Below are 22120 nucleotides of genomic sequence, written 5' to 3'. Positions count from 1 at the left end.
CTGTTCGCGGCGAATTCTAACAGAAAAAGAAAACGTTTGCGTAGAGGAATTATTACCGTCGATAAATTAAAGTGCGGCGATTTTAAAAACAACAATCGCCGCACAAACTTAACGCTAAAACCCTATACACCCTGATGTCTTAACCTTTAATCAAATTTTAGCGCCCCGTGCCATAGGGCTTAACCTTCCCATCCAGACCACTTAATGAATTAAGCTCTGGCAAGGCCGATTGCAGTTTTTGTTTTGACGCATCAGGCCCAACATACACGCGGGTAATCTGGCCTTGAACTGGCGTCGCTGGCACCGTAAATGCGCGATGACCTGACAAGCGCAGCGTCGCAATAATTTCGTTAACTTTGGCCGCATTTTTCAGTGCCCCCAGTTGGACGACATAGGCCTGTCCCACTGGCGCTTTTTCTTCAGTAGCCGGTTTGCTTTCTGGTTGTACTGGCGGTTTAACCTCAGGTTTTGGCTTAACTTCCTGCGGTTTTTTCTCGACTAGTGCTGGCTTGGCTTCTACTGGCTTAACCTCAGCTGGTTTTTTCTCGACAGGTTTCACTTCAACCGGCTTACTTTGTACCGGTGGCGGTGCCACGATAGTCGGTTGAGACGGCAGGTTACCGGCATCATTAGCGGCCTGAGAGGCGGAATCATCTTTAGGGACTGCCACGGCTTGCGCTGCACCTTCCGGCGGCGCAATAGGCAGGGGCTGACTGACCGGCGGAACCGCATCAATCTCCTGACTATCACCGGGTTTTGGCACTAATGGGATGGCAGCAAACTCATCCTCATAATGCTTCTTTTTACCATCCAGCAGCCCAGGCAGTACAATCACGCCCAACGCCACCAGAATTATGGTCCCGACTAAACGGTTCTGGAACTTACTTGCCACTCGCACTCCCCATTTCAATGTCTTGATAAACTCAAGCTGTTACAAATCCATTGCTGCCATAACATGAGCAACCGTATGGAAAGAGCCACAGACAATGACCACATCCTGTGGTTCTGCATCCTGCATAGCCTGACGCCAGGCAGTTTCGACATCACTAAACTGGCGTGATTGCGCCAAATACCCGGCTAATTGCTCCGCGCTGGCCCCGCGCGGCCCTTCCAGCGGCGCACAGTACCATTCATCGACTTGCTCAGATAAGCACACCAGCGTACCACCAATATCTTTATCCGATAACATCCCAACCACCGCGCGCACTTTGCCCTGTCTCGGTAGTTGAGCCAGTTTATCAGTCAAATAACGCGCTGCGTGCGGATTGTGAGCAACATCCAAAATCAACAACGGCTGCTCACTGATTATCTGAAAACGCCCTGGTAAACTGGCAGCTTGTAGCCCCTGACGAATCACGTCTTCGTTCAGCGACAATCCAGAATAATGCAATACTGCCAGAGCCGTCGCAGCATTGGCTAGCGGCACATTCGGCAAAGGCAAATCATTCAGTTGGCGATCACCACATTGCCAGTTCCAGCCATTACGGGCTTCATCAACGGCGCCATGTTGGTTGAACTGCCAGGCAATATCGCGTTGATACAGGTGCGCACCGAGTGTTGCCGCAACGTCTGCAATTGATTGTGGCATATCAGGTTCCCCAACGACTGCCGGTTTACCCGCACGGAAGACCCCGGCTTTTTCACGGCCAATGCTTTCTCTGTCGAAACCCAGCCAGTCAGTGTGGTCGATCGCAATACTGGTAATGGCAGCAACATCTGAATCAACAATATTAGTCGCATCCAAACGCCCACCCAGCCCGACCTCCAGAATCACTACATCAAGCTTAGCCTGCTTAAACAGTTGCAGGGCAGATAAGGTGCCAAACTCGAAATAAGTCAGTGAGATACCTTCGCGCCCAGCTTCAATTTTAGCAAAAGCATGGCTGTGCTCCGCTTCAGGCAATTCTTGTCCCTGAATACGAACGCGCTCGGTGTAACGCAAAAGATGAGGTGAGCTGTAAACCCCAACCCGCATACCCGCTGCGAGTAAAATTGATTCCAGGGTACAACAGGTGGTGCCTTTGCCATTCGTACCGGCAATGGTAAAGACTTTAGGAGCAGGCTTAAGCAAGTCCAAACGCTCAGCAACCTGTTTAACACGTTCCAACCCCAGCTCGATTGGCTGAGAATGCAAGCGCTCAAGATAGTAAAGCCACGCGGCCAAAGGCGACGTGGCTTGGGGAGTTTGATGGTTGTTCATAAGTCCCGTCACTGGCCTTTATACCCATAAGACTTCAAGCTGCATGTGCGTTGACTGCTTTCATTCACCCAAATGATTGACTAGCATCAACTCAGCGGGGTTCACTCAATAGTCGCCTTCCTGCAACTCGAATTATTTTGGGTAAATATTTTCTTTTTTAAAGCGATAAAGCTTAAGTTCCGACCATGCACAATAACCGGGCACCACCTTATCAGAGTGGTGCCCGTTAAGATAATCAGGCATCGGCCTGATTATCTGCCACAGCCGCATCAGCCTTAACCCCATCCACGCTTGGTTGCGGTTGATGAGTCAATTTCGACAAAATGCTGGCCAGCGTCTCACGCATAACCGGACGGCGGACTATCATGTCGATAGCGCCTTTTTCAATTAAGAATTCGCTGCGCTGGAAGCCCGGTGGCAGTTTTTCACGCACAGTTTGCTCGATAACCCGAGGGCCAGCAAAGCCAATCAGTGCTTTCGGTTCAGCGATATTGATATCACCCAACATAGCCAGACTGGCGGAAACACCGCCCATGGTCGGGTCAGTCAGCACTGATATATACGGCAAACCACGCTCTTGCATTTTAGCCAGAGCGGCACTGGTTTTTGCCATCTGCATCAGAGACATCAATGCTTCCTGCATACGGGCACCGCCACTAGAAGAGAAGCACACCAGTGGACAGTTGTCTTCCAGTGCCTGTTCTACCGCGCGAACAAAGCGAGCGCCGACGACTGATGCCATTGAACCGCCCATAAAAGCAAATTCAAATGAAACTGCCACAATAGGCATACCTTGTAAGGTTCCTTTCATGACAACTAAAGCATCTTTCTCGCCCGTCTCTTTTTGTGCAGCTGAAAGGCGGTCTTTATACTTTTTGGAATCCTTAAATTTCAGGATATCCTTTGGCTCCAGTTCGCTACCCAGTTCAACTTCACTGCCTGCATCCAGCAGCATATGCAACCGCGCACGGGCTGACATACGCATATGGTGATCACACTTAGGACACACTTCCAGATTGCGCTCTAACTCGGCACGATAAAGTACCTGACCGCAGCTGTCGCACTTCGTCCACACCCCTTCAGGAATACTCGCTTTACGGGTTTGTGTAATATTGCTTTTGTTGAGAATTCGTTCAATCCAGCTCATCGATGACCTTTCTGTTTGAACCTGGCTGTTGCCAGTTCGCTGTTCATGCTTTAACCATCTCCCTGAAAACACCCCAATAAAAAATGCCTAAGCTATACGCCAATGCGGCGTCACTAAGGCACTTAACTCAGATTGTCCGCAGGAACAGACCACAAATGTGACTCATTAAACCATATTGGTTCGACAGTGTAGATAAAAAACTGGTCGAACCCGCGGCTTAGGTAACATTTTTACTGATTTTTCTGACGCGCTGCTGCCCGCCGATGCCGCCAAACCTCGAATACGCCTGGCAAGATTGACACCACGATAATGGCAACAATCAGCAATTTCAGATTATCCTGAACAAAAGGCATGTTACCAAACCAGTAGCCAGCATAGGTGAATAACAGCACCCATACCAACGCCCCAATCACGTTATAAGCGGCAAAATGGCGATAGGACATTTTGCCCATACCCGCAACAAATGGCGCAAAAGTACGAATAATCGGAACAAATCGCGCCAAAATAATCGCTTTTCCACCATGCTTTTCGTAAAACTGATGGGTTTTATCCAGATAACTACGACGGAAAATTTTAGACTCAGGATTACAGAATAACTTTTCACCGAATACCCGGCCAATGGTGTAGTTAATCGCATCACCCAAAATTGCAGCCGTGACCATCAGAGCAACCATAATGTGAACATTGATGTCATTGGAGGGCAATGAGGCTAATGCACCCGCCACAAACAATAGAGAATCGCCCGGCAAGAATGGCGTGACAACCAAGCCAGTTTCACAAAATAGAATCAGGAATAAAATGCCATAAACCCAGACGCCATACTGCGCTACCAACTCCGCTAAATGCACATCAATATGCAAAATAAAATCAATAACGAAACGTATAAATTCCATAAATAATCTCGAGTAGTCAACGAGCTTGATCTTTGATTAAGCGAGCTTAGCTGAACTTCCTTAGGTAATCCTTAGCCCCAAGTCACCAACTCGCCTAACTCATTTTGTTGCATGAAAATAAGGTTATAAAATCAGTCGTCCGCTAAGAAAAGCGGTCCCAATGGCATTTTGGGTAGAGCAAAGTGGTCAGGATAGTCAACCGAGACTAAATATAACCCTTCCGCTTTCGCGGTTGCCGCCGCTCGAGCTCTATCTTTCAGCGCCAGTAATTCGGCCATCCAGGTGACACTCTGATTGCCGCAACCAATTTCGATCAGGCTACCAACAATATTGCGCACCATATGATGAACAAATGCGTTGGCCTTGATATCTACCACGATATACGCGCCATGTCGGGTAACTTTGACATGTTTTACATTTCGCCAAGGTGTACGGGACTGGCACTGTATCGCACGAAACGAAGTAAAATCATGCTCACCGAGCAAACATTGCGCAGCCTGTTCCATTTTTTCGGCATCCAGCGGCATATAACAGTGGGTGACTCCTTGCGCCAAAACCGCTGGTCGGTAGCGATGGTTAAAAATAATATAACGATAGCGCCGAGCCGTGGCACTGAAACGGGCATGAAAGCCATCATCAACTGTTTTAACCCAACGAACCGCAATATCTGGCGGTAAATGGCTGTTGACGCCCATCGTCCAGGCGGCATCTTTGCGCTCGGCCGTGGTGACAAAATGAACTACCTGCCCCGTCGCATGCACTCCAGCATCTGTCCGTCCGGCACATAATACGCCGATAGGCTCATTGGCGACTTTTGACAGTGCGGCCTCCAGACAAGCCTGGACGCTGGCAACCTCTTGCTGGCGCTGCCAACCGAAATAGCGGCTGCCGTTGTATTCAATACCCAGCGCGATTTTAATCCCCACAGCCTCAACCACGGTATTTTCTGGCTGAGTCAACTCAAGTTCGGACATCAGTATAGTTGCTCCTGCAACAGGCGCTCCGCCGTTTCAATCGCCATCAACGCACCGCCGAAACGAATGTTGTCAGCCACAGACCAGAACTGCAACACTTCGGGGATACCATAGTCATTGCGGATGCAACCAATACTCAAAACATCACTGCCAGAGGCATCTGTCACTTGTGTTGGATAATCATCTTCTTCCGATAACTGAATATCGTCGCAACTTTCTAGCTCACTGCGGGCCTCCTCCGCGGCGATTGGGCGTAGCGCTTCCAGATGAACCACTTGTGCCTGACCATAGAATACTGGCGACTGGACACAGCTCACGGAGATAGGTAACCCTTCGTCTTGTAAGACTTTACGTACCTGATCCACTAAACGGCGTTCTTCTCGTACACTGCCTTCTTCATCAGCCAGCAGCGGTAAAACGTTAAAGGCCAATTGCTTAGCGAAAACACCTGGCTCAGCAGGAATGCCATTTAACAGCTTAGCGCTTTGCCCGGCGAGATCATCTACTGCGGCTTTACCGTGAGCGGAAGCAGAAATCAGCGCGGTAACATGCAAACGGGACAAACCAGCCTGCTCGGTCAGCGGCTTAATTGCTGTCAATAACTGGCTGGTCAGGCTATCGGCGACCGCCACAATATTGCGGTTGCGGTACTCCGCCAACACTTGAGGATTCACACTTGGCACCACCAGCGGCACATCTTGTTCCATGGCAAACAAGCCACTGCTGTCGATAACCAAACAACCAGCGTTGGCCGCTTCTTCAGCGTATTGCTGTGAGGCTTCACGGCCTGCAACAAAGAAAGCCAGTTGCGCCTGAGACCAGTCAAATTCTGCGGCATTTTCAACCAGCACACTTTTACCGTTAAAGCGCACAGTTGCACCAGCACTGCGCTCGCTGGCCAGAGGATACAATTCACCAACCGGGAGCTGGCGCTCATTTAACAGCTCCAGCAAAGCTTCACCTACTGCGCCCGTTGCTCCTAACAGAGCTATATTCCAGCCGTCAGACATGTTGGTTTTCTCCACTAACGTTCATTAAATTACAAGGATTTATACAAAGACAAAGGCGGTAAAATACTGCCTCAAACTGCTGACAAAGTTAAATGAAGGGGAAACGTGCCGTTGGGGTCGTAACGGCGTAAGCCGTCGAAGCGCCCCTAGGTACGGTCAACCCTTTACTCACTAAGCGATAAATAGCTTTGTCATTAATATCAGACGGTAAAACACCACCTGATATTCCATCATGATTAATCTATAGAGCGGCTTAGAGTCATTGAGTGCTGAATCCTAACTTTTGCAACAACTCAGCGCTGGCAGCATCATCGCACTGCACACAAAGTGATGACCATTCGCGCCGCTCTTGATAGCGCTTGCGCAGGCGGTCAAATTCGCCCGGCTGGCCAGCAACACGCCGTAACGGCGCATCATCGCGGCGCACATCATACACCAAGTGCATCAATCGTTTTAATTTGCCTTCGTCTAACTCACCATTTAGTCGTAACTGGCTGAATTCGGGCTGTGGCAATAAGCTGGCAAGCTCGACGGATTGTGGTTGGCCCAAATATTGACTGAATGCTTCGAACACTTGAGTTGTACCGCGCGCTTTACCCTCCAATGTGTATCCGGCGATATGGGGTGTCCCGATATCAACACGGGCCAATAATGACAGAGATAACTCTGGCTCTGGCTCCCACACATCCAGCACCACACTGAGCTTTTTGCCCTTTTCCAACGCACGGAGCAATGCAGTGTTATCAACCACCGCACCGCGACAGGCATTAATCAGAATGCGACCATCTGGCAAAGCAGCCAGCAACTCATCATCTGCCATGTGCAAGCTTTGGTAAGGGCCGTTTTTATTCAGCGGTGTATGGAAAGTGAGAACATCAGCCTCGCGTACCAGCTTTTCCAGCGGCCAGAATGTTTCGTTATCACCGCGATCCGCGCGTGGTGGATCACACAGAAGAGTCCGCACCCCGAGAGCTTGCAGACGAGCATTCAGCCGTGCTCCCACATTACCCACACCAATGATACCAACCGTTTTATCACGCAGTTGGAAGCCATCGCGTTCGGCCATCATCATCAGCGCAGAAAAAACATATTCCACCACGGCAATAGCATTACAGCCAGGAGCGGCGGAGAAGCCGATGCCCTGCTGTTGCAGCCAGTTTTCATCGACATGATCAGTGCCCGCGGTCGCTGTGCCGACAAAACGAATTGACGTGCCTTGCAATAGCGCCTCATTCACTTTGGTGACCGAGCGCACCATCAACGCATCTGCACCAGCCAGCGCATCAAGGGGAATTGGCCTTCCCGGCACTGCCTGCACATCACCTAACCGCTGAAATAGCGCATCGGCGTATGGCATATTCTCATCAACCAGAATTTTCACTTTGTTCTCCGGCAGCTTGCTGCCCTACAGATGAAAAACAGGGCGCTTAGTATATCTCCAAAATCGTTGGAGTTGCAGGTCGGCGGCAAACGAATAACCCTCGATGAGCTGACTCAAATCAGTAATACGGGTGCGTAAGCGTAGAAACCCCACTGGGGCGTCAAGGAGAGAGGGGATTGGTGCGGCGAAAACGCTCTGGTGTCGTCCCCGAAATTTGCTGAAACATGGTAATAAAAGCTGACGCAGAACTATAGCCCACATCAAATGCCACACTTTGCACCGTTTTCCCCTGTTCGAGTAGCGAAATTGCGTGTAAAAAACGTAAACGTTGCCGCCATTCACTAAACGCCATGCCTAACTCTTGCTGGCAACGGCGTGATAACGTTCGTTCAGTGGTATAGACCCGTTTGGCCCAAACTGCCAGCGAGGTATTATCTGATGGGCAGCGTTCCAGCGCCGCCAAAATGGGCGACAGCAACTTATCTTGTGAGGTCGGCAAATAAGTGCGCTGCACCGGTGATACTCTGAGCTGATCAATCAGCACAAGGCTTAAGCGCAAATCTTGTTCGCTTTCCGGCATTAATAAACCACGGGCGAAGCAATCCTCCACGATGGTACTAAAAATCGGGCTGACATTAATCAAACAAGCTGACGTAGGTAACTCTTTGCAATGTTCTAACGCGATATCGATAGCGCGAAAATGCATTGATTTACGGTTATAACTGGAATGTTGGACCCCGGCAGGGATCCAGACACTGAATTCAGGCGGAGCAAGAAAACGCTGTCCGCCAATACTCATTGCCAGTACACCCGATTTAACACAGATCAATTGTCCATAGGGATGGGTATGGGGCAGAAATTCAGTATTGGCATTGTATATCTCGCAGCGGAAAGAGAGATCCTGCGGCGCAGTATCGGCGACCATCGGAAGATTAGGTTTTATCACCGTCATATCAATACCCTAAATAATTCGAGTTGCAGAAAGGCTGCCAGCGAATGACAAATCGGTCGGGAGCAGATTTGAACGCTACTTGCAGCGGCCTCGTAGAGGCGGGGCCCATGGACGGGCCGAGTAACGAGTGCAGCCAACGCATATGCAGCTTGAAGTATGACGGGTAAGTTGTCTTAATCACAGCAACGATTGTCTGATTATCAGTATATAGAATAAATCAGACAGCGTTACACTGCACCGTATTAGTATCTTAATGAGAATTATGTTCATGAATGTGTTATTCCCCTTATTCGCGGTGATTATCTGGTCAATCAATGCCGTAGTCAGCAAAGTCTCCGCTACCGCTATCGATCCGGCGGCAATCTCCTTCTATCGCTGGGTGCTGGCATTACTGACTCTAACGCCATTTTTGCTGATGGGCGTTATCCGCAACTGGCAGGCCATCCGCATTTATTGGTGGAAACTGATGATTCTGGGGTTATTGGGGATGGTGTTGTACCAAAGTCTGGCTTATTACGCCGCCCATAGTGTCAGCGCCCTATTTATGGGAATACTCAGTTCGTTAATTCCATTATTGACCGTGCTTATTAGCATTGTGGTACTGCGTGTGGCACCTACCGTCGGGATTGCGCTGGGCAGTGTATTGTCATTAGGGGGATTGGTGTGGTTGGTCAGCGCGGGTAACCCGGCGCAGTTGCTGCAACATGGCATCGGCAAAGGTGAATTGATGATGTTCGGTGCCTCGGCATCCTATGCTCTCTACGGGGTATTAACCAAGCGCTGGGCGATTCAATTACCTAACTGGCAATCCCTATATATACAAATTGTCTTTGGTGTGGTGCTGTTATTACCGAACTTCCTGTTGGCCGCAGATGTTCAATTAACGGCACAGAATATCCCGCTGGTATTATTTGCCGGCATTCCTGCTTCTATTATTGCGCCTTATTTGTGGATCCACGGCGTCATGCGACTGGGAGCAAACACCGCGTCAATATTTATGAACCTGACGCCAGTGTTTACCGCCATTATTGCCGTCACTTTCCTGCATGAGCAGTTGCACAGCTACCATCTGATTGGCGGCGGAATTACCCTCGCGGGGGTGATATTAGCTCAACGTCTGCGCACACCATTACGTCGGAAAACCGCGCAATAAACGCTCTCAGGGCGAGGTAGCACTATTGCTCGGTGTTGCTACCTCACCCTAAGTATTATCTTTTCTATGCAGCATTAATACGCCCAATAAAACCAATGCACTGCCCAGTAATTGCGAAGCCGATAAGATTTCATCTAATAGAAAATAAGCAATTACAGCGGTGAACACCAATTCCAGGGTAAGTATTAAGCTGGCGACTGCCAGCGGAAGAGTTTTCAAACTCAGATTAAACAACCCAAAGCCCAGTAATGTCGGGCCCGCGGCCAGAATTAACAATAGCCACCAGCCAGACCATTGAACACCTTCTGTCCCGATGGATAAAAAGAACAGATTTCCCACCATCTGCTGTAACCCCTGTATCGGGAACCACAACAATATTTGATTGAATATCAACTGATACACAGCGGAAAGTCCAAACACATATAAAATGGTATTCCACACGGGATAGCGGCGATCCGTGGCAATTCGCCCGGCCAGAGTATAAAAGCTGTAACCAATTCCTGACGCCAAACCAACGAATAAACCCACAAAATTAAAATCTGCCGCTGTGATATTTACTCCATCACTGACCAGAAAACAGCCCATCATGCTAATGACAATAACGAAAAACTCACGCCAGCCCATATATTCGTTATAAAAAATCCAGCCCAGAAAAACGGTAAAACCCACCGAGCAATACACCAAAATGGTGGATATCGATGCCCCATTTAACGCCACGGATTCTGTCCATAAGCCATTAAATACCGCCAGCAACAGACCATAAGCCAAATAGAATTTGACCTGATCGCGGCGCAATTTGGCCCACTCGGGCTTGATCACTAATAAAATAGGCAACAGAACAGCTGCGACCAACCCTGCCCGCCAGAAAGCTAAAACTGAAGTCGGTAAATGATAATGCGCGGTGAGAATGCGGATAATAATCCCAGTAAAACCCAATAACATGGCACTGATAAGAGCCAGTACATACCCTTGCCGTTTACCGATCAAGAAGCGGCTTCTCACCTGCGGAGCACAAATTATTGATGGGGGTAATCCCGCCGACATTGCCATAACAGCCTCATTAGATTAACGACATTGCTTAATTTAAGGCAATTTTACTCCGCCATTTTTTTGCCACCAGAGCCACTTACCTCCCGATTGATACAGGCCACTTTTTCTTGCTTGAAGCCTTGCTGGCATTGGGTATAGTAAAAGTATTATTTCTAGCCTGAGCCACTTTCGGCGTTATCACATGCATATTCCTTTAGATCGCCAACAAGACATTCCATTGTATCTGCAAATTGAAGAAGCACTGCGGCGGGCTATTCTCAGTGGTGTATTTGCTGATGGGGATAAATTGCCGTCAACGCGTACTTTGGCAACAGAATTGTCAGTCAGCCGCCTAACGGTGGATAACGCCTACGCCGAGTTGGCAGCAAAAGGTTTTTTGCAACAAAGACGTGGCAGCGGTGCCTATGTTCGCCATCTCCCGCCACCGCTAAGTCAGCCACAGCCGCTATTAACAGGGGAATTTCCACTCGACCGTTTTACCACCGTGACTTCACGACTGGACGGTTATGCTGATATTCCCCTCCCCCCAGACACCATCAATTTCGCCGCGGGCATTGGTAGCCCAAAGATTTTTCCACTGGATGAATTCCGCCAGATTTTACAATCGATATTGCGACGCCATGCTGAGGAAGCATTCAGTTACGGCGATTACTGCGGTTATTACCCGTTGCGCGATACCCTGAGCCGCATTCTTTCTGCGCAGGGTATCGCGACACGCCCAGAGCAATTGCTAATAACCAATGGTTCGCAACACGCCATCAGTTTGGTGAGCCAATCATTATTGGCCCCTGGCGATACTGTATTGGTAGAAGAACCTACTTATGCCGAAGCTATCGCCCTGTTTCGCCTACATAAAGTGAATGTTGTTGCACTGCCCAGCGATCAGCAAGGCATGCAATTGGATACACTGCCTGCGCTATTGGTTAAGCATCAACCCAAGCTCATTTATTGCATCCCTAATTTTAATAACCCGACGGGTCGCTGTCTGAGTGAAAGCCGTCGCCATCAGCTATTACATATCGCACGAGCCGGCGGAGTGCCGATTCTTGAAGATGATTACGTCGGGGATTTGCGCTACAGCGGCAAAAAACTGCCTTCATTGCGCTCACTGGCGGCACCGGGCGAGGTTATTTATGTCAGCACTTTTTCAAAAATGTTGCTACCCAGTATGCGTATTGGTTATTTGGTTGCTGACCAACCTCAATACACACAGTTGGCGCGTTTAAAACATGTTGATAGTTTTACCAGCTCGAACCTGATTCAGCGGGCGCTGGATGCCTTCGTTACCGTCGGACGATATGACAAACAGCTACGACGGGCATGCCGTTTATATCGCCAGCATCGTGATGTGATGGTCGAGGCTCTCACCCAGACATTGCCGCCAGATTGTCAGTTTGAAATACCTGATGGTGGGTTATTTATCTGGCTGCAATTACCACCAAATGCACCGATTTCGCGCTTGATGCCGCTGGCGTGGCAAGCGGGTGTGACTTTCGCCAAAGGTGGTGGTTTTCACACTCAGGAAGCCGACGGGGAGTTTACCCTGCGCTTGAATTTTGCTGCCAACTCCCCAGAATTGATAACTCAAGGAATAAACCGACTCAGTGCCGCTATCAGGGAGTGTGGGGCAGAAAATTAGCCCAGCCTAATGGCACTGGGCTATATATGAGAATGAGGAAAATATTACGTTAGAAGGACGCTAGCCACAAACGCAGTTTCATCCCCCAATAGCTGGTCCAGCCGCTGGTATGTTGCACCATTTTGCCTTGATAGAGGATAACCACGGTCGGCGTGACATTAATTTGCCACTGCGCTGATAACTCGCCTTGCGGGTCATTTATCACCGGCAACGGGTAACCTTTTTTACGGAGCCAAGTCTCAACTTGTGCGGGATTGCCTGACCTCAGTGCCACGGTCAGAACATTTTCACCCTCTTGCACCAGCTGATTGACACTGGGTGTGGTGTATTTACACACACCACACCATGTCGCCCAAAAATAGATAAGCAGCGGTTTTTCCTGACTCATTTCAGGTAACGAAACCGTCTTTCCTGCCAGTGTTTGCCGTGGTGTATCTGGCCAATTTGCGGGCGCTTGCGGGCGACGCAACTAATCCATTACCAGAGAAACCACCACCACGAGCAACAATAGAACCATCAGTTCTTTGCCCCAGCGCTTTAACCGATTCATTTACCCGCCAGTGCCAGTTGTTGCTTCACTATCTCTTCCAATTTTTGATAAGAAATCGCGCCCGGCACCATCTCGTCGCCAATTAAGGTGGCGGGAGTGCCCTGAATACCCAGTTGGTCGGCCAACTTCAAATTGGAGCGCAGCACATCCAGACTTTGCTCACTTAGCGCAGCCGGTGTCACCCCGGTTTTTTTCTGTGCAGCAGCAATACTGCTCGCATCGTGGAAGCCTTTTTTTGCCATCAAACGCTGATGAAAAGCCATCCATTGTTCCGGATGCTGTTGCCACAGAGTCAATGCCAATCGTGCACTGGTCACCGAGCTTTCCCCTTTGAATGGCAATGGTTTTATCACCACCGCCACCTGCGGGTACTCTTTGACTAACTTTTCCAGCAATGGGTCAAATGTTTTACAGAATGGGCAATTGTAGTCAGTGAAAGAAACCAAGGTCAGTTGCGGTGTCGTCGCGCCAAAACGCGGGCTGCCAGGGTCTTCATACAAGGCTTGTTTATTCGCCGCGATAAACTGGCTCAGTTGCTGTCCTTGGGCTTCATTGGCCTGCTGCTGCCAGGCATTGACCGATTGCTCCAGAATATCTGGATTAGAGATGAGCGTTTCACGGATCAGTTCTTTAATTCGAACTTCCTGTTCAGGGGTGAAAGGAGGCGCCGCCCATAGAGGGTTCGAAAACATAACAAACAGTAATACAGTCAATATTCTCATTTTTCATTTCCTTTCGCATCGGCCAATACTTTGAGCAGAACATCACGATCCAGCAGCGGAGAAAGTACGACTCCCTGCGGTTGCTGCGGCCCATAAATTTGGTTGAACGGAATGGCAACACTGCCACGTTCACGTAAAAAAGCGGTAATATCAGCAGAAGGGCGCGTCCAGTCTCCGCGTAACGCCACCACATCCGGCGCTTGCAAAGCCTGCTGCACATCATCACGCATCAGCACGTGTATCTTGTTAACTTTGCAAGTCACACACCAATCGGCGGTGACATCGACAAACACGCGTTTATGTTCGGCCAAGGCCTTCTTAATGGCAGTTTCTGTTAACGGCTGCCACGGAATATCGTCATGCAGCGGTTTGCGCCATAAATCTGCGGTTAATGACCCTACCAACAGCAATCCCCCAACAATCAGCATGGCGATTAAACTGACTATCGCGGCAATGCGAGTGCAGTAACGTCTGCCAATAGCCAGTAGCAGTGACAGCAAAGCTATTCCGGCGATGATAATGACCGTTTGCAGGCCGATATGACTGACCATCAAGCTAAGTAACCACAAGCTGGACGCGAGCATCAGTACGCCCATTGCTATCCGCAGGTGGTTCATCCAACGGCCGGGGCGCGGTAGGCACAGCGCGAGTTTCGGCCACGAGGCAACCGCCAACCACGGCAAACTCATCCCCACGCCAAGCGCGGTAAAAATCCCCCACAGTGCAGGTAAAGGGGCAGCCAGTGCGAAAGCCACGGCTGTACCGAGGAAGGGAGCAGAACACGGAGTTGCCAGCAAAGTCGCCAAAGCGCCTTGCCCAAAGTGGCCCGCCATCCCCCGTGCGCCCGGTTTCTCAATGCGTGGGGCGGCAATGCGGGTATTCAACGATGAAGATAGCTGAATCTCGAACAGCCCGAATAAGTTGGCGGTAAAGAGAGCGGTAACCAAAACCATAAAACCGATAAACCATGGATTTTGGAACTGAATACCCCAGCCAAGCGCATGATTACCCAGGCGCAGTGCCGTCATCAACAAGGCCAGCAACCAGAAGGAGGTGATTATCCCAGCAGATGAGGCCAGAAACTGCCAGCGTACCTGACGGCGAGTTTGATGCCCAGTTTGCAGAATGGAGCCAAGTTTCATCGCCAATACCGGCAGCACACATGGCATCAGGTTAAGGATTAACCCACCGGTCAGCGCCATCAGAATCCACGACCAAAACGAGAAACTGGATTGCGGTAACGTCAGCGCTGGCCCGATAGTCACCGTCGCCTCTTGCGCCAGCCCACCATCTACTATCACCAGAGTCAGCGACTTGCCGCTCAGATTGCCAGTTCCCTCCCCCCATCCATCGGTAGCAGGCACCCGCACGGATAGTTGATTATCTTGTACCGTGACGACCGGTTTGCCGAGGTCGACATCTTCGAGGGTATCGAAGAACAGCTCTGGCTGCTGCCAACCTTCATCACGCTGAGCAAGAATCTGTACTTCTCCCTGACTAAAACCCGCTTGAATTTGCTGAGTCAATGCATTGGCAATCGGCACTTGCCCCATCGCTTGAGCAAAATCGTGTTCAAATTGCTGCTGGTTTTCAGCACTGACTGCCGCAGACATATCCAAACTAAATGGGTAGTCAGTCAAAATGCAGACATTACTGCATGTCGACAGGGTTAATGTTCCGCTGAGTGTTTTGGGGACTTTACCGGAAATCACGATTGGCCAGACGGCCTGCTCATGATAGCCCTGAGTAGAAATTCCAGACACATCAAAACGTTGCGGTACCGGCCAGTACCATTTTACGGTTTCGAGAGGTGGCGACCAGGTCACCACGGGTGCAATGCCCCCTTCTCCCGGCGAGCGCCAATAGGTTTTCCAGCCTTTTTCCAGCTGAACGCTCAGTAACATACGTGTTTCATTACCAACTGAAGGCTCGGTACGGACTCGAACCTTGGCATGGTCATTTTGCGGACTGATCAGCCAACCGCTATCTGCCGCCCAAAGAGTTGGCATCCATAGCAGCAACAGACAGAACAAAGCTGTCTTGCTTAAATTGAACATTGTTTTTCTCCAGAAATAGATTAATTACAACAACATAGAGAGTTGTTGCGCTATTCCCGGAAAACGCATAATCGCAAATGCACCCTCAAACCGCTGGGTGATATGACTCTGGGCGGAGGGAACCGCATACTGATGGGTATGATGGGCACTAACAACAGCAGCAATAAGCCCAGAGAGAAAATGGCTAATTCGAACAGAACGGGGGGTGATGCCAACAAAGATTTGGCACTCAATTCACAAGGCGTTGGGGCGTCGTTTACATCAGCGACAACTTGTGATGATGATGGTAAAAGCAGACTTTGTTCCAACGCGTGCAAGCTGGCAATGCGTTGCGTCATACAAACCAGTATGACCAGGCAAGCCAGACAGAGGAACCACTTTGCGCCGCGTTGTCGTTTAAACATTATCCCTATTTAATCCTATCCATACTCAACGGTATCCGTGATCAACCTTGCATCGAGTGAATTATCCTTGGAATTGTTAAATCAATCCCATTCAAGGTTGAGCGCCCATCTTAGCGGTATAATTTAGATTATCAATCTCCGAACCTAAACAATCAGTCAAAGTGACATTTAATTACAAAGGTATTTAGCCAAAAAACATAATCTGACGGTATGGGTCGCGCTCATTTACAGGTATTATACCTGCAACCCGCGGGTCACCGTAGATCCTCCACACTGTCGCCTCCACTGCGAAGGACTGGTTATATGCAACCGTTGAACGGCCCAGGTGTTCCTATTGCCAATGATCGCAATGTTGCGCCGAACAAACAGCCCTCGGTGGGCCAAGTGGAAGAGCGAGCTTTGACCCCAGCACAGCGCACCACGCTGGAAAAGCTAATAGTGCGGATCATGGCACTCAGCCCAATAAAATCTGCCGAGATTTGGGCGGCTTTGCGCCATGACTTATCCCTTAGCAGCACCAGTGATTTGCTGGCTCGCCACTTCCCACCCGCAGAGCAGCTACTGCAAACTCGCTTGTCTCAGGCTCAGGAAAACCATACTAATCACCAGCTACGCCAACAGCTTACCGAGTTGCTGCCCCAAGGTAATAACCGCCAGGCGGTGAGTGATTTTATCCGTCAGCAGTTTGGTCATACAGTATTAAGTCAGTTGAGTCATGCTGAGTTGCAACAGGTGTTGGTATTACTACAATCCGGTACGCTGAATATTCCACAGCCTCAGTTAACAACGATAACTGACAGACCATTGCTGCCTGCGGAACATCAACATATTCAATCATTGGTAGCTAAACTCAGTGCTGCGACCGGTGAGCAGCCAGCCAAAATTTGGCAGGCACTATTTGATATGATGGGAGTGAAAAGTAATGACCCGCTACCCGCGCGTCATTTTCAGATACTCAGCCAGTTTTTACAGGCCAAAGTGGCTCTCAGTCAGCAAACCGCACCAACACTGATTAACCTGCAAACGGCCCTGAAACAGCCCGCCGATGCGCAGGAACAGCAGCTATTGATTGATTATAGTCAGAATCGTTTCCAGGCTAGCCCCACCACACCGCTGACGCAGGCGCAGCTAAACGACATTATTAATGTCTTATTTTCCGCCCGATTAGGCCGGGCGAATGCCGCACAGCACTTAGCCGAAGAGCGAGAAACCATTCAACCCTTGATTAACCCGCTGATTGCCGCCCTGCCACAGTCATTACAACCCTTGTTGCAAAAACCATCACTGGTCTTTGTCGCGCTGATTATTGTCATGGCTTTTTTATTGGCTATTTTTCTCTAAGCGCAGTGAACCACTTTATTGGCTCTGGATATTTCGCTCTAAGCCAATAAAGTGACTCCCCTTATCTCAGAGCACTAATAATAGCCAGCCGACCAACCCACTCCAGAATAAGAATGGCAGCGAATAAGCATGGAATTTTAGCCAGATGGCCGGTTCACCCGCCATTCGAAGTGCAATTAAATTGGCCATAGATCCTAAAGCAAAGCCAAAGCCACCCATATTAACTGCGTAAGCCACCAGCGCACTGGAAGGCAGGTAATTAAGTAATAAAATGGTCGCTGGAACATTACTGATAACCTGGGATAACCCGATACCCAATATATAAGCCGCAGCCGCAGATAATGTTTTGATTTCACTGAAGAGTGACTGTAAGCCAGGTAATTCAGTCAGTAAGCGCACATCAATAAACATCGCCATAAAGACCACGATCAAACTCCAGTCTATTGCCAGTAAAACGCGCCGTGCCAGTAATAATAACCCGGCAAAAACAACCAATAGCCCGTAACCCGCCCAGCCAAAATCCACACAAATAATAAAAATCACATACAGCGCTAAACAGCTGAGTAATAAGCGAGATTGGTAAGGGTAAACCGGGCTGGAAGCTTGTTTGCTGATTTTACGCGCAGGGAAACGCCACCAAGTCACGGCCAGCAAGGTCAACAAGATTATTGCCGCCAGCGGAGCCATTTGCAGTGTAAAACCAATAAATGACAGCTCTGAACGGCTCCATAATAGAATATTTTGTGGGTTACCGATCGGCGTTAATAGTGACCCTGCATTCACCGCCAGTGCTGAAAAAATAATCAGACGTGAAACCGGTAAAGCAGATATCTTTTTTAGCGTTAAAATCAGTGGAACAATGATAAACAGTGCCACATCATTGGTCAAAAAAGAGGACAACACTGCCGCTGACAAAACTAAAAACAGCGCCAGATGCCGCTCCGTCTGTAATGTATTAATAATCTTGCGACCGATGAAATCGAAGTAACCGCTCACCTCGACGCCTTTCGTCAGTAGCATTAATCCCAATAAAGTGACAATGGTGGTCCAGTCAATAAACTGTGGAAAGGTCGAAATTTTTGCAGGCATCAATGCGGTCAGGCCGATACCTAAAATCAACAGAATATGCAGCAAGCGGTCTTTCAAAAAAGGTTTGAAAACAGTTTTTGCTGCGTGATGGGTAGTCGTGAATAGTGTCATCAGAAGATCTACAAATAGCAGGGGCTGACAAAGAAGGCCACGTTAGCGCAGCTCGTCGTTTTATGCCAGCCCCTATTCTCTGCTTCTGACCAAACTTATCCGCAGTGGCCTCAAACTAGATTTGGGTATTTTGTTTTATCGCTTTTCTAAAATCATCCATGGAACAGAATCCTTTAGCATCAATCGGACACCCTTTAATTTCCAGTGTGACGCGTTTTGGCGGAGCTTGAAGTGACAGCGGTGTTTTATTACGGATTTGCTCGGTCGACAAATAGATATACTCAATCTTCATCAATTCTTTGTTTTGTTTAATATCTTTCCAACGTTCGAATACTACCTTACCGCTGATAGGTGTTTTCTCATACTGATCTGGCAACTGATATTCTTTCGTTTTGAGCGCGGCTAATAGTGACGCAATATTGGAGTCATGCCCAACCAATACCGCCAATTTGGCTTTTTGTGCCGCTAATTCATTTGGTGTTTTCTCACCCACCGGATCAAAGGCGGAACTGATAAAACCAACCAATTTCTCGGCAGCATTATCTGCTATAGCGGGTGAACCGAATAAAGTTTCATGGTAAAGATTTTTAATATCGATTAATTTACGCCACTCTTCAGAAGAGTGAATGCGCCCCCAGGCGACATCTTTGGCTGGAAAACCTTCATAATATTGCAACATGAAAGCATCCGAAGCACCGGTACCGAATCTTAGTGGACCTGTAATGCCCGGCTCTTTATTTTTTACTAACACGATATCAGTCGATTGCGTGCTCCAGTCACATTTTTTATCTATCAAGCAAGCAGGTGAATTTTTATAATCCAAAATCTTGGACAGTAAATCATAATTAGGCTGCAAGCGCTTATTCAGCCCCTCAACGCCACCTGGCCCGGCGTGTTGATTAATAGAAGCTAATGCCTTCTCTTTAAACTCAGGAGTGATATCCAAGGTAATGATTGGATTAAATACCGGGTCCATTTTGCCAATTTCTTTTTGGTGGACAACGGGAACATTACAGCCGGGGAAAGCACCAAATAAGAAATGCTGCGCGGTATCAATGGTTCTGGGTAAACTGTTGGCGTAGGTAAATACCGTCGTAGTTGCTGGGCATCCTTTTGATTTTAATAACGTAGTATCTGCCAGCCACTCGCGGAAATACCCGCCCATCATCGCCTCAAGCTCTGCTCCTTTTGGCGTCAGATAGCCTCCAGGTGTCGTCCATTGCGGCCATTTGTCCGGTGTTGCACTAGAAAGCATATCGCCATAATTCACTAGAGGTGCGCGTATACCATGACGGCTCATGACCAAAACCTGTTCAAGCTTATAATTATCGCTTTTATCTTGAGCCATAATATGGGGTGAAGCAGGAAGGAGTATTGCCAATAAGGTCAAGGTATACGCCGTTTTTACTTTTATCATCTCAAGCTCCGTCATCCAGTTGATGGTATATCCCTTTCTCGCTTGACGTTGCGGGGTGAGCTGCAAAGCCAAACACTGCGGATATAAGAATCCATAGACATCCAATTGCTACAGATTTGTTGCAACAGACATGATAGACATAGAAAAGAGATAAAAGCAGAGTCACATCACAGTTCCACTATTTGTTTATCCCGTCATACTTCAAGCTGCATGTGTGTTGGCTACGCTCAATAACCCGAATCACTTACTCATGTAAGCTCATGCTCATCGGCATGAGTTCCCTTGCAGCCTTCCTGCAATTCGAATTATTTACGCTATTTTGGGCGTCATCTAAGTATTAACGAAGGGGCGTTTTTATCCTTACTTAGCGCTGAGATTGCCACAGCGCTATTTTAAACAGAAGTCATTTTCTGGCAGGCATATCCGGAATAATTAAATCTCCACGTAATGCGTATGAACCCAGCACATTTTTGGTTTTTTCATTAAGCCATGCCACTATTTTCGCAGCCATCGCATCCATAGAATATTCAATCGCAGGAATGGTCGGCACTCCCGGATAATGTAATGACCCGGCCAGGCTAAATACCATAATGTCATCAGGAACAGATTTATTAAACGCCTGAAGCTGTGGAATAACGCTTTGAGCTTCCCGCTCATCCGCCACCAGTAGGGCATTAAAATTGAGTGTCGCACTGCTATTAAGCAGCACTTGTAACGCCACCGATGAAGAAGAGGAATCCATAAAGATCAGGTCACGGTTGAAGGGCAAAAAGTTATTTTCCAATGCTCGCTTATAACCCAAAAGCACTTCGTCCACATACCCACTGCTATCCGGATTTATTAAAGCAATCTTCCTTCTACCCTGCTTTATTAAATAATTACAGGCGGTTTCTGCGGCAAAAGCGTGATCAAAATGGATACTGTTAGTGGCATCGACATCCATACAATCGACCAGAATAATACTTTCATCCGCGAGATTAAGCGGGAAACGGGCACCAATGATCAGCACGTCATCACACAAACCACAGGTCAATTCATCCAGTGCCTGCATAACTTCAGCTTTGTTATTGGCAAAACGCAACAGCAGATGCTTTTGATGCTGACTCAGATGTTTTTCAAGCGCATACAGATAGCCGGTAGTTTGATTTATATTTTCCTGCGCACAGATAACACCAATGCACCCCGTAGACTGGCTCAATAATGATTGAGCGATAACATTTGGCCGATAATTAAGTTCATCGACCGCTTTCAGTACGGCCAGGCGGCTGGCTTCCTTAACGCCACGTGAACCACTCAACACCCGTGAGACTGTGGCTTTAGAAACCCCAGCTAAACGTGATACATCGTTGATTGTAGACATGATTCTCTCCTCGGCAGGCTTTAGTCCTTGCCTGTCATTCCTAAATACAGCTCGGCCCAACTATTACAGCTTCCTGAGTATAGTCGTTTCCATTTGTCATGGAAACCGAATTTCCATCACGTTTCAAAATAGTTATCCAAACCTCAAAGCTGTGATAGCCATCAAATAAATAATCCCTTTATATACTGGACTTTGATGGCTATCACAGTTCTCTCCACTTTGAATGGAAAACGGTTTCCGTATGATATCCAATCATTCTCGAAACAGCCGCATTACCTAATTGGAAAACGGTTTCCGTGGAGTGTCAAAATCGTTTTTCATCTCGTTTTTATATTTTGAGGATGGTTGTAGATGTTCAAGATTATGTTGTGTTGCTCTGCCGGGATGTCCACCAGCATGTTAGTTAAGAAAATGCGGGTCGTTGCCGATGAAAGAGGGATTCCTGTTGAGATTGATGCTTTTGGCGTATCTGAATTTGATACTCAGTTTCCGCGCTATCAGGTCGTACTCCTCGGGCCGCAAGTGAAATACATGTTAGGTATGCTCTCAGAAAAGGCCGCTGCTCACGGTATTCCTGTTCAGCCCATCGATATGATGGATTACGGAATGCAGCGTGGCGATAAAGTCCTGGACTATGCACTGTCGCTCATTAACGCGACCCACTAAGAAG

20 protein-coding genes are annotated in these 22120 nt (G+C 48.4%); 4 read left to right on the top strand and 16 right to left on the bottom strand.

From position 1 onward, the window contains the following. Positions 1-157: 157 nt before the first annotated feature. The 8 genes from dedD to ACF3VQ_RS06805 all read right to left on the bottom strand — a co-directional run bounded on the left by dedD (position 158) and on the right by ACF3VQ_RS06805 (position 8551). Positions 158-892: a cell division protein DedD gene (dedD, locus tag ACF3VQ_RS06840; protein WP_392434077.1), complete on the bottom strand. Its 735-nt coding sequence runs from the start codon at positions 890-892 to the stop codon at positions 158-160. Between the two features lie 39 nt (positions 893-931). Next, the gene (gene folC / locus ACF3VQ_RS06835; RefSeq protein WP_392434074.1) at positions 932-2200 is read right to left on the bottom strand and encodes a bifunctional tetrahydrofolate synthase/dihydrofolate synthase; all 1269 of its coding nucleotides are present in this window, start codon (positions 2198-2200) and stop codon (positions 932-934) included. Positions 2201-2435: 235 nt separating this feature from the next. Beyond that, positions 2436-3347 carry an acetyl-CoA carboxylase, carboxyltransferase subunit beta gene (accD, locus tag ACF3VQ_RS06830; protein ID WP_392434073.1) on the bottom strand — a complete coding sequence of 304 codons (912 nt, stop codon included), beginning with the start codon at positions 3345-3347 and terminating at the stop codon, positions 2436-2438. 230 nt (positions 3348-3577) lie between these two features. Then, complete coding sequence (locus ACF3VQ_RS06825; protein ID WP_392434071.1) at positions 3578-4240, bottom strand: DedA family protein; 663 nt, start codon at positions 4238-4240, stop codon at positions 3578-3580. A gap of 131 nt (positions 4241-4371) precedes the next feature. Next, positions 4372-5214, bottom strand: coding sequence for a tRNA pseudouridine(38-40) synthase TruA (truA, locus tag ACF3VQ_RS06820; RefSeq protein ID WP_392434068.1), 843 nt, complete (start codon positions 5212-5214; stop codon positions 4372-4374). Continuing rightward, the gene (locus tag ACF3VQ_RS06815) at positions 5214-6224 is read right to left on the bottom strand and encodes an aspartate-semialdehyde dehydrogenase (RefSeq protein ID WP_392434064.1); all 1011 of its coding nucleotides are present in this window, start codon (positions 6222-6224) and stop codon (positions 5214-5216) included. The genes truA and ACF3VQ_RS06815 overlap by 1 nt, the downstream gene beginning before the upstream one ends. A gap of 259 nt (positions 6225-6483) precedes the next feature. Further along, positions 6484-7605 (bottom strand): 4-phosphoerythronate dehydrogenase PdxB, encoded by a 1122-nt coding sequence (gene pdxB, locus ACF3VQ_RS06810; protein ID WP_392434061.1) that lies wholly within the window; start codon positions 7603-7605, stop codon positions 6484-6486. A 160-nt stretch (positions 7606-7765) separates the two neighbouring features. Further along, the gene (locus ACF3VQ_RS06805) at positions 7766-8551 is read right to left on the bottom strand and encodes an AraC family transcriptional regulator (RefSeq protein ID WP_392435472.1); all 786 of its coding nucleotides are present in this window, start codon (positions 8549-8551) and stop codon (positions 7766-7768) included. A 274-nt stretch (positions 8552-8825) separates the two neighbouring features. Here ACF3VQ_RS06805 and ACF3VQ_RS06800 point away from each other — a divergent pair, with 274 nt between their 5' ends. After that, complete coding sequence (locus ACF3VQ_RS06800) at positions 8826-9710, top strand: DMT family transporter (RefSeq protein WP_392435470.1); 885 nt, start codon at positions 8826-8828, stop codon at positions 9708-9710. Between the two features lie 48 nt (positions 9711-9758). Here ACF3VQ_RS06800 and ACF3VQ_RS06795 read toward each other — a convergent pair whose 3' ends face one another. Continuing rightward, complete coding sequence (locus ACF3VQ_RS06795) at positions 9759-10760, bottom strand: DMT family transporter (RefSeq protein ID WP_392434059.1); 1002 nt, start codon at positions 10758-10760, stop codon at positions 9759-9761. Between the two features lie 181 nt (positions 10761-10941). Here ACF3VQ_RS06795 and ACF3VQ_RS06790 point away from each other — a divergent pair, with 181 nt between their 5' ends. Beyond that, the gene (locus ACF3VQ_RS06790) at positions 10942-12399 is read left to right on the top strand and encodes a PLP-dependent aminotransferase family protein (protein ID WP_392434056.1); all 1458 of its coding nucleotides are present in this window, start codon (positions 10942-10944) and stop codon (positions 12397-12399) included. 49 nt (positions 12400-12448) lie between these two features. Here ACF3VQ_RS06790 and ACF3VQ_RS06785 read toward each other — a convergent pair whose 3' ends face one another. From ACF3VQ_RS06785 to ACF3VQ_RS06770, 4 genes are all read right to left on the bottom strand, one after another. Further along, entirely contained in the window at positions 12449-12868 is a 420-nt protein-coding gene (locus tag ACF3VQ_RS06785) for a protein disulfide oxidoreductase (RefSeq protein WP_392434053.1), read from the bottom strand. Between the two features lie 77 nt (positions 12869-12945). Continuing rightward, a complete protein-coding gene (locus ACF3VQ_RS06780) occupies positions 12946-13671 on the bottom strand; it encodes a DsbA family protein (protein ID WP_392434050.1) in 726 nt (241 codons plus the stop codon). Beyond that, a complete protein-coding gene (locus tag ACF3VQ_RS06775; RefSeq protein ID WP_392434048.1) occupies positions 13668-15728 on the bottom strand; it encodes a protein-disulfide reductase DsbD family protein in 2061 nt (686 codons plus the stop codon). Before ACF3VQ_RS06775 ends, ACF3VQ_RS06780 begins: the two co-directional genes overlap by 4 nt. 50 nt (positions 15729-15778) lie before the next feature. Beyond that, positions 15779-16132 (bottom strand): copper resistance protein, encoded by a 354-nt coding sequence (locus ACF3VQ_RS06770; protein WP_392434046.1) that lies wholly within the window; start codon positions 16130-16132, stop codon positions 15779-15781. A 303-nt stretch (positions 16133-16435) separates the two neighbouring features. Here ACF3VQ_RS06770 and flk point away from each other — a divergent pair, with 303 nt between their 5' ends. After that, on the top strand, positions 16436-17473 hold the full coding sequence (flk, locus tag ACF3VQ_RS06765) for a flagella biosynthesis regulator Flk (protein ID WP_392434043.1): 1038 nt from the start codon (positions 16436-16438) through the stop codon (positions 17471-17473). Between the two features lie 66 nt (positions 17474-17539). On the opposite strand, the gene ACF3VQ_RS06760 is transcribed toward flk, so the two are convergent. The 3 genes from ACF3VQ_RS06760 to ACF3VQ_RS06750 all read right to left on the bottom strand — a co-directional run bounded on the left by ACF3VQ_RS06760 (position 17540) and on the right by ACF3VQ_RS06750 (position 21450). Next, a complete protein-coding gene (locus tag ACF3VQ_RS06760) occupies positions 17540-18673 on the bottom strand; it encodes an SLC13 family permease (RefSeq protein WP_392434040.1) in 1134 nt (377 codons plus the stop codon). A 115-nt stretch (positions 18674-18788) separates the two neighbouring features. After that, positions 18789-20090, bottom strand: coding sequence for a bifunctional glucose-1-phosphatase/inositol phosphatase (gene agp, locus ACF3VQ_RS06755; RefSeq protein ID WP_392434038.1), 1302 nt, complete (start codon positions 20088-20090; stop codon positions 18789-18791). Between the two features lie 403 nt (positions 20091-20493). Continuing rightward, positions 20494-21450 carry a LacI family DNA-binding transcriptional regulator gene (locus ACF3VQ_RS06750; RefSeq protein ID WP_005171884.1) on the bottom strand — a complete coding sequence of 319 codons (957 nt, stop codon included), beginning with the start codon at positions 21448-21450 and terminating at the stop codon, positions 20494-20496. Between the two features lie 351 nt (positions 21451-21801). On the opposite strand from ACF3VQ_RS06750, the gene ACF3VQ_RS06745 reads away from it, so the two are divergent. Further along, entirely contained in the window at positions 21802-22116 is a 315-nt protein-coding gene (locus ACF3VQ_RS06745) for a PTS sugar transporter subunit IIB (RefSeq protein WP_005158553.1), read from the top strand. Positions 22117-22120 lie beyond the last annotated feature (4 nt).

This window comes from Yersinia fenwicki, assembly GCF_043099325.1.
Classification (GTDB): domain Bacteria; phylum Pseudomonadota; class Gammaproteobacteria; order Enterobacterales; family Enterobacteriaceae; genus Yersinia.
This window is presented reverse-complemented; position numbering and strand designations above follow the sequence as displayed.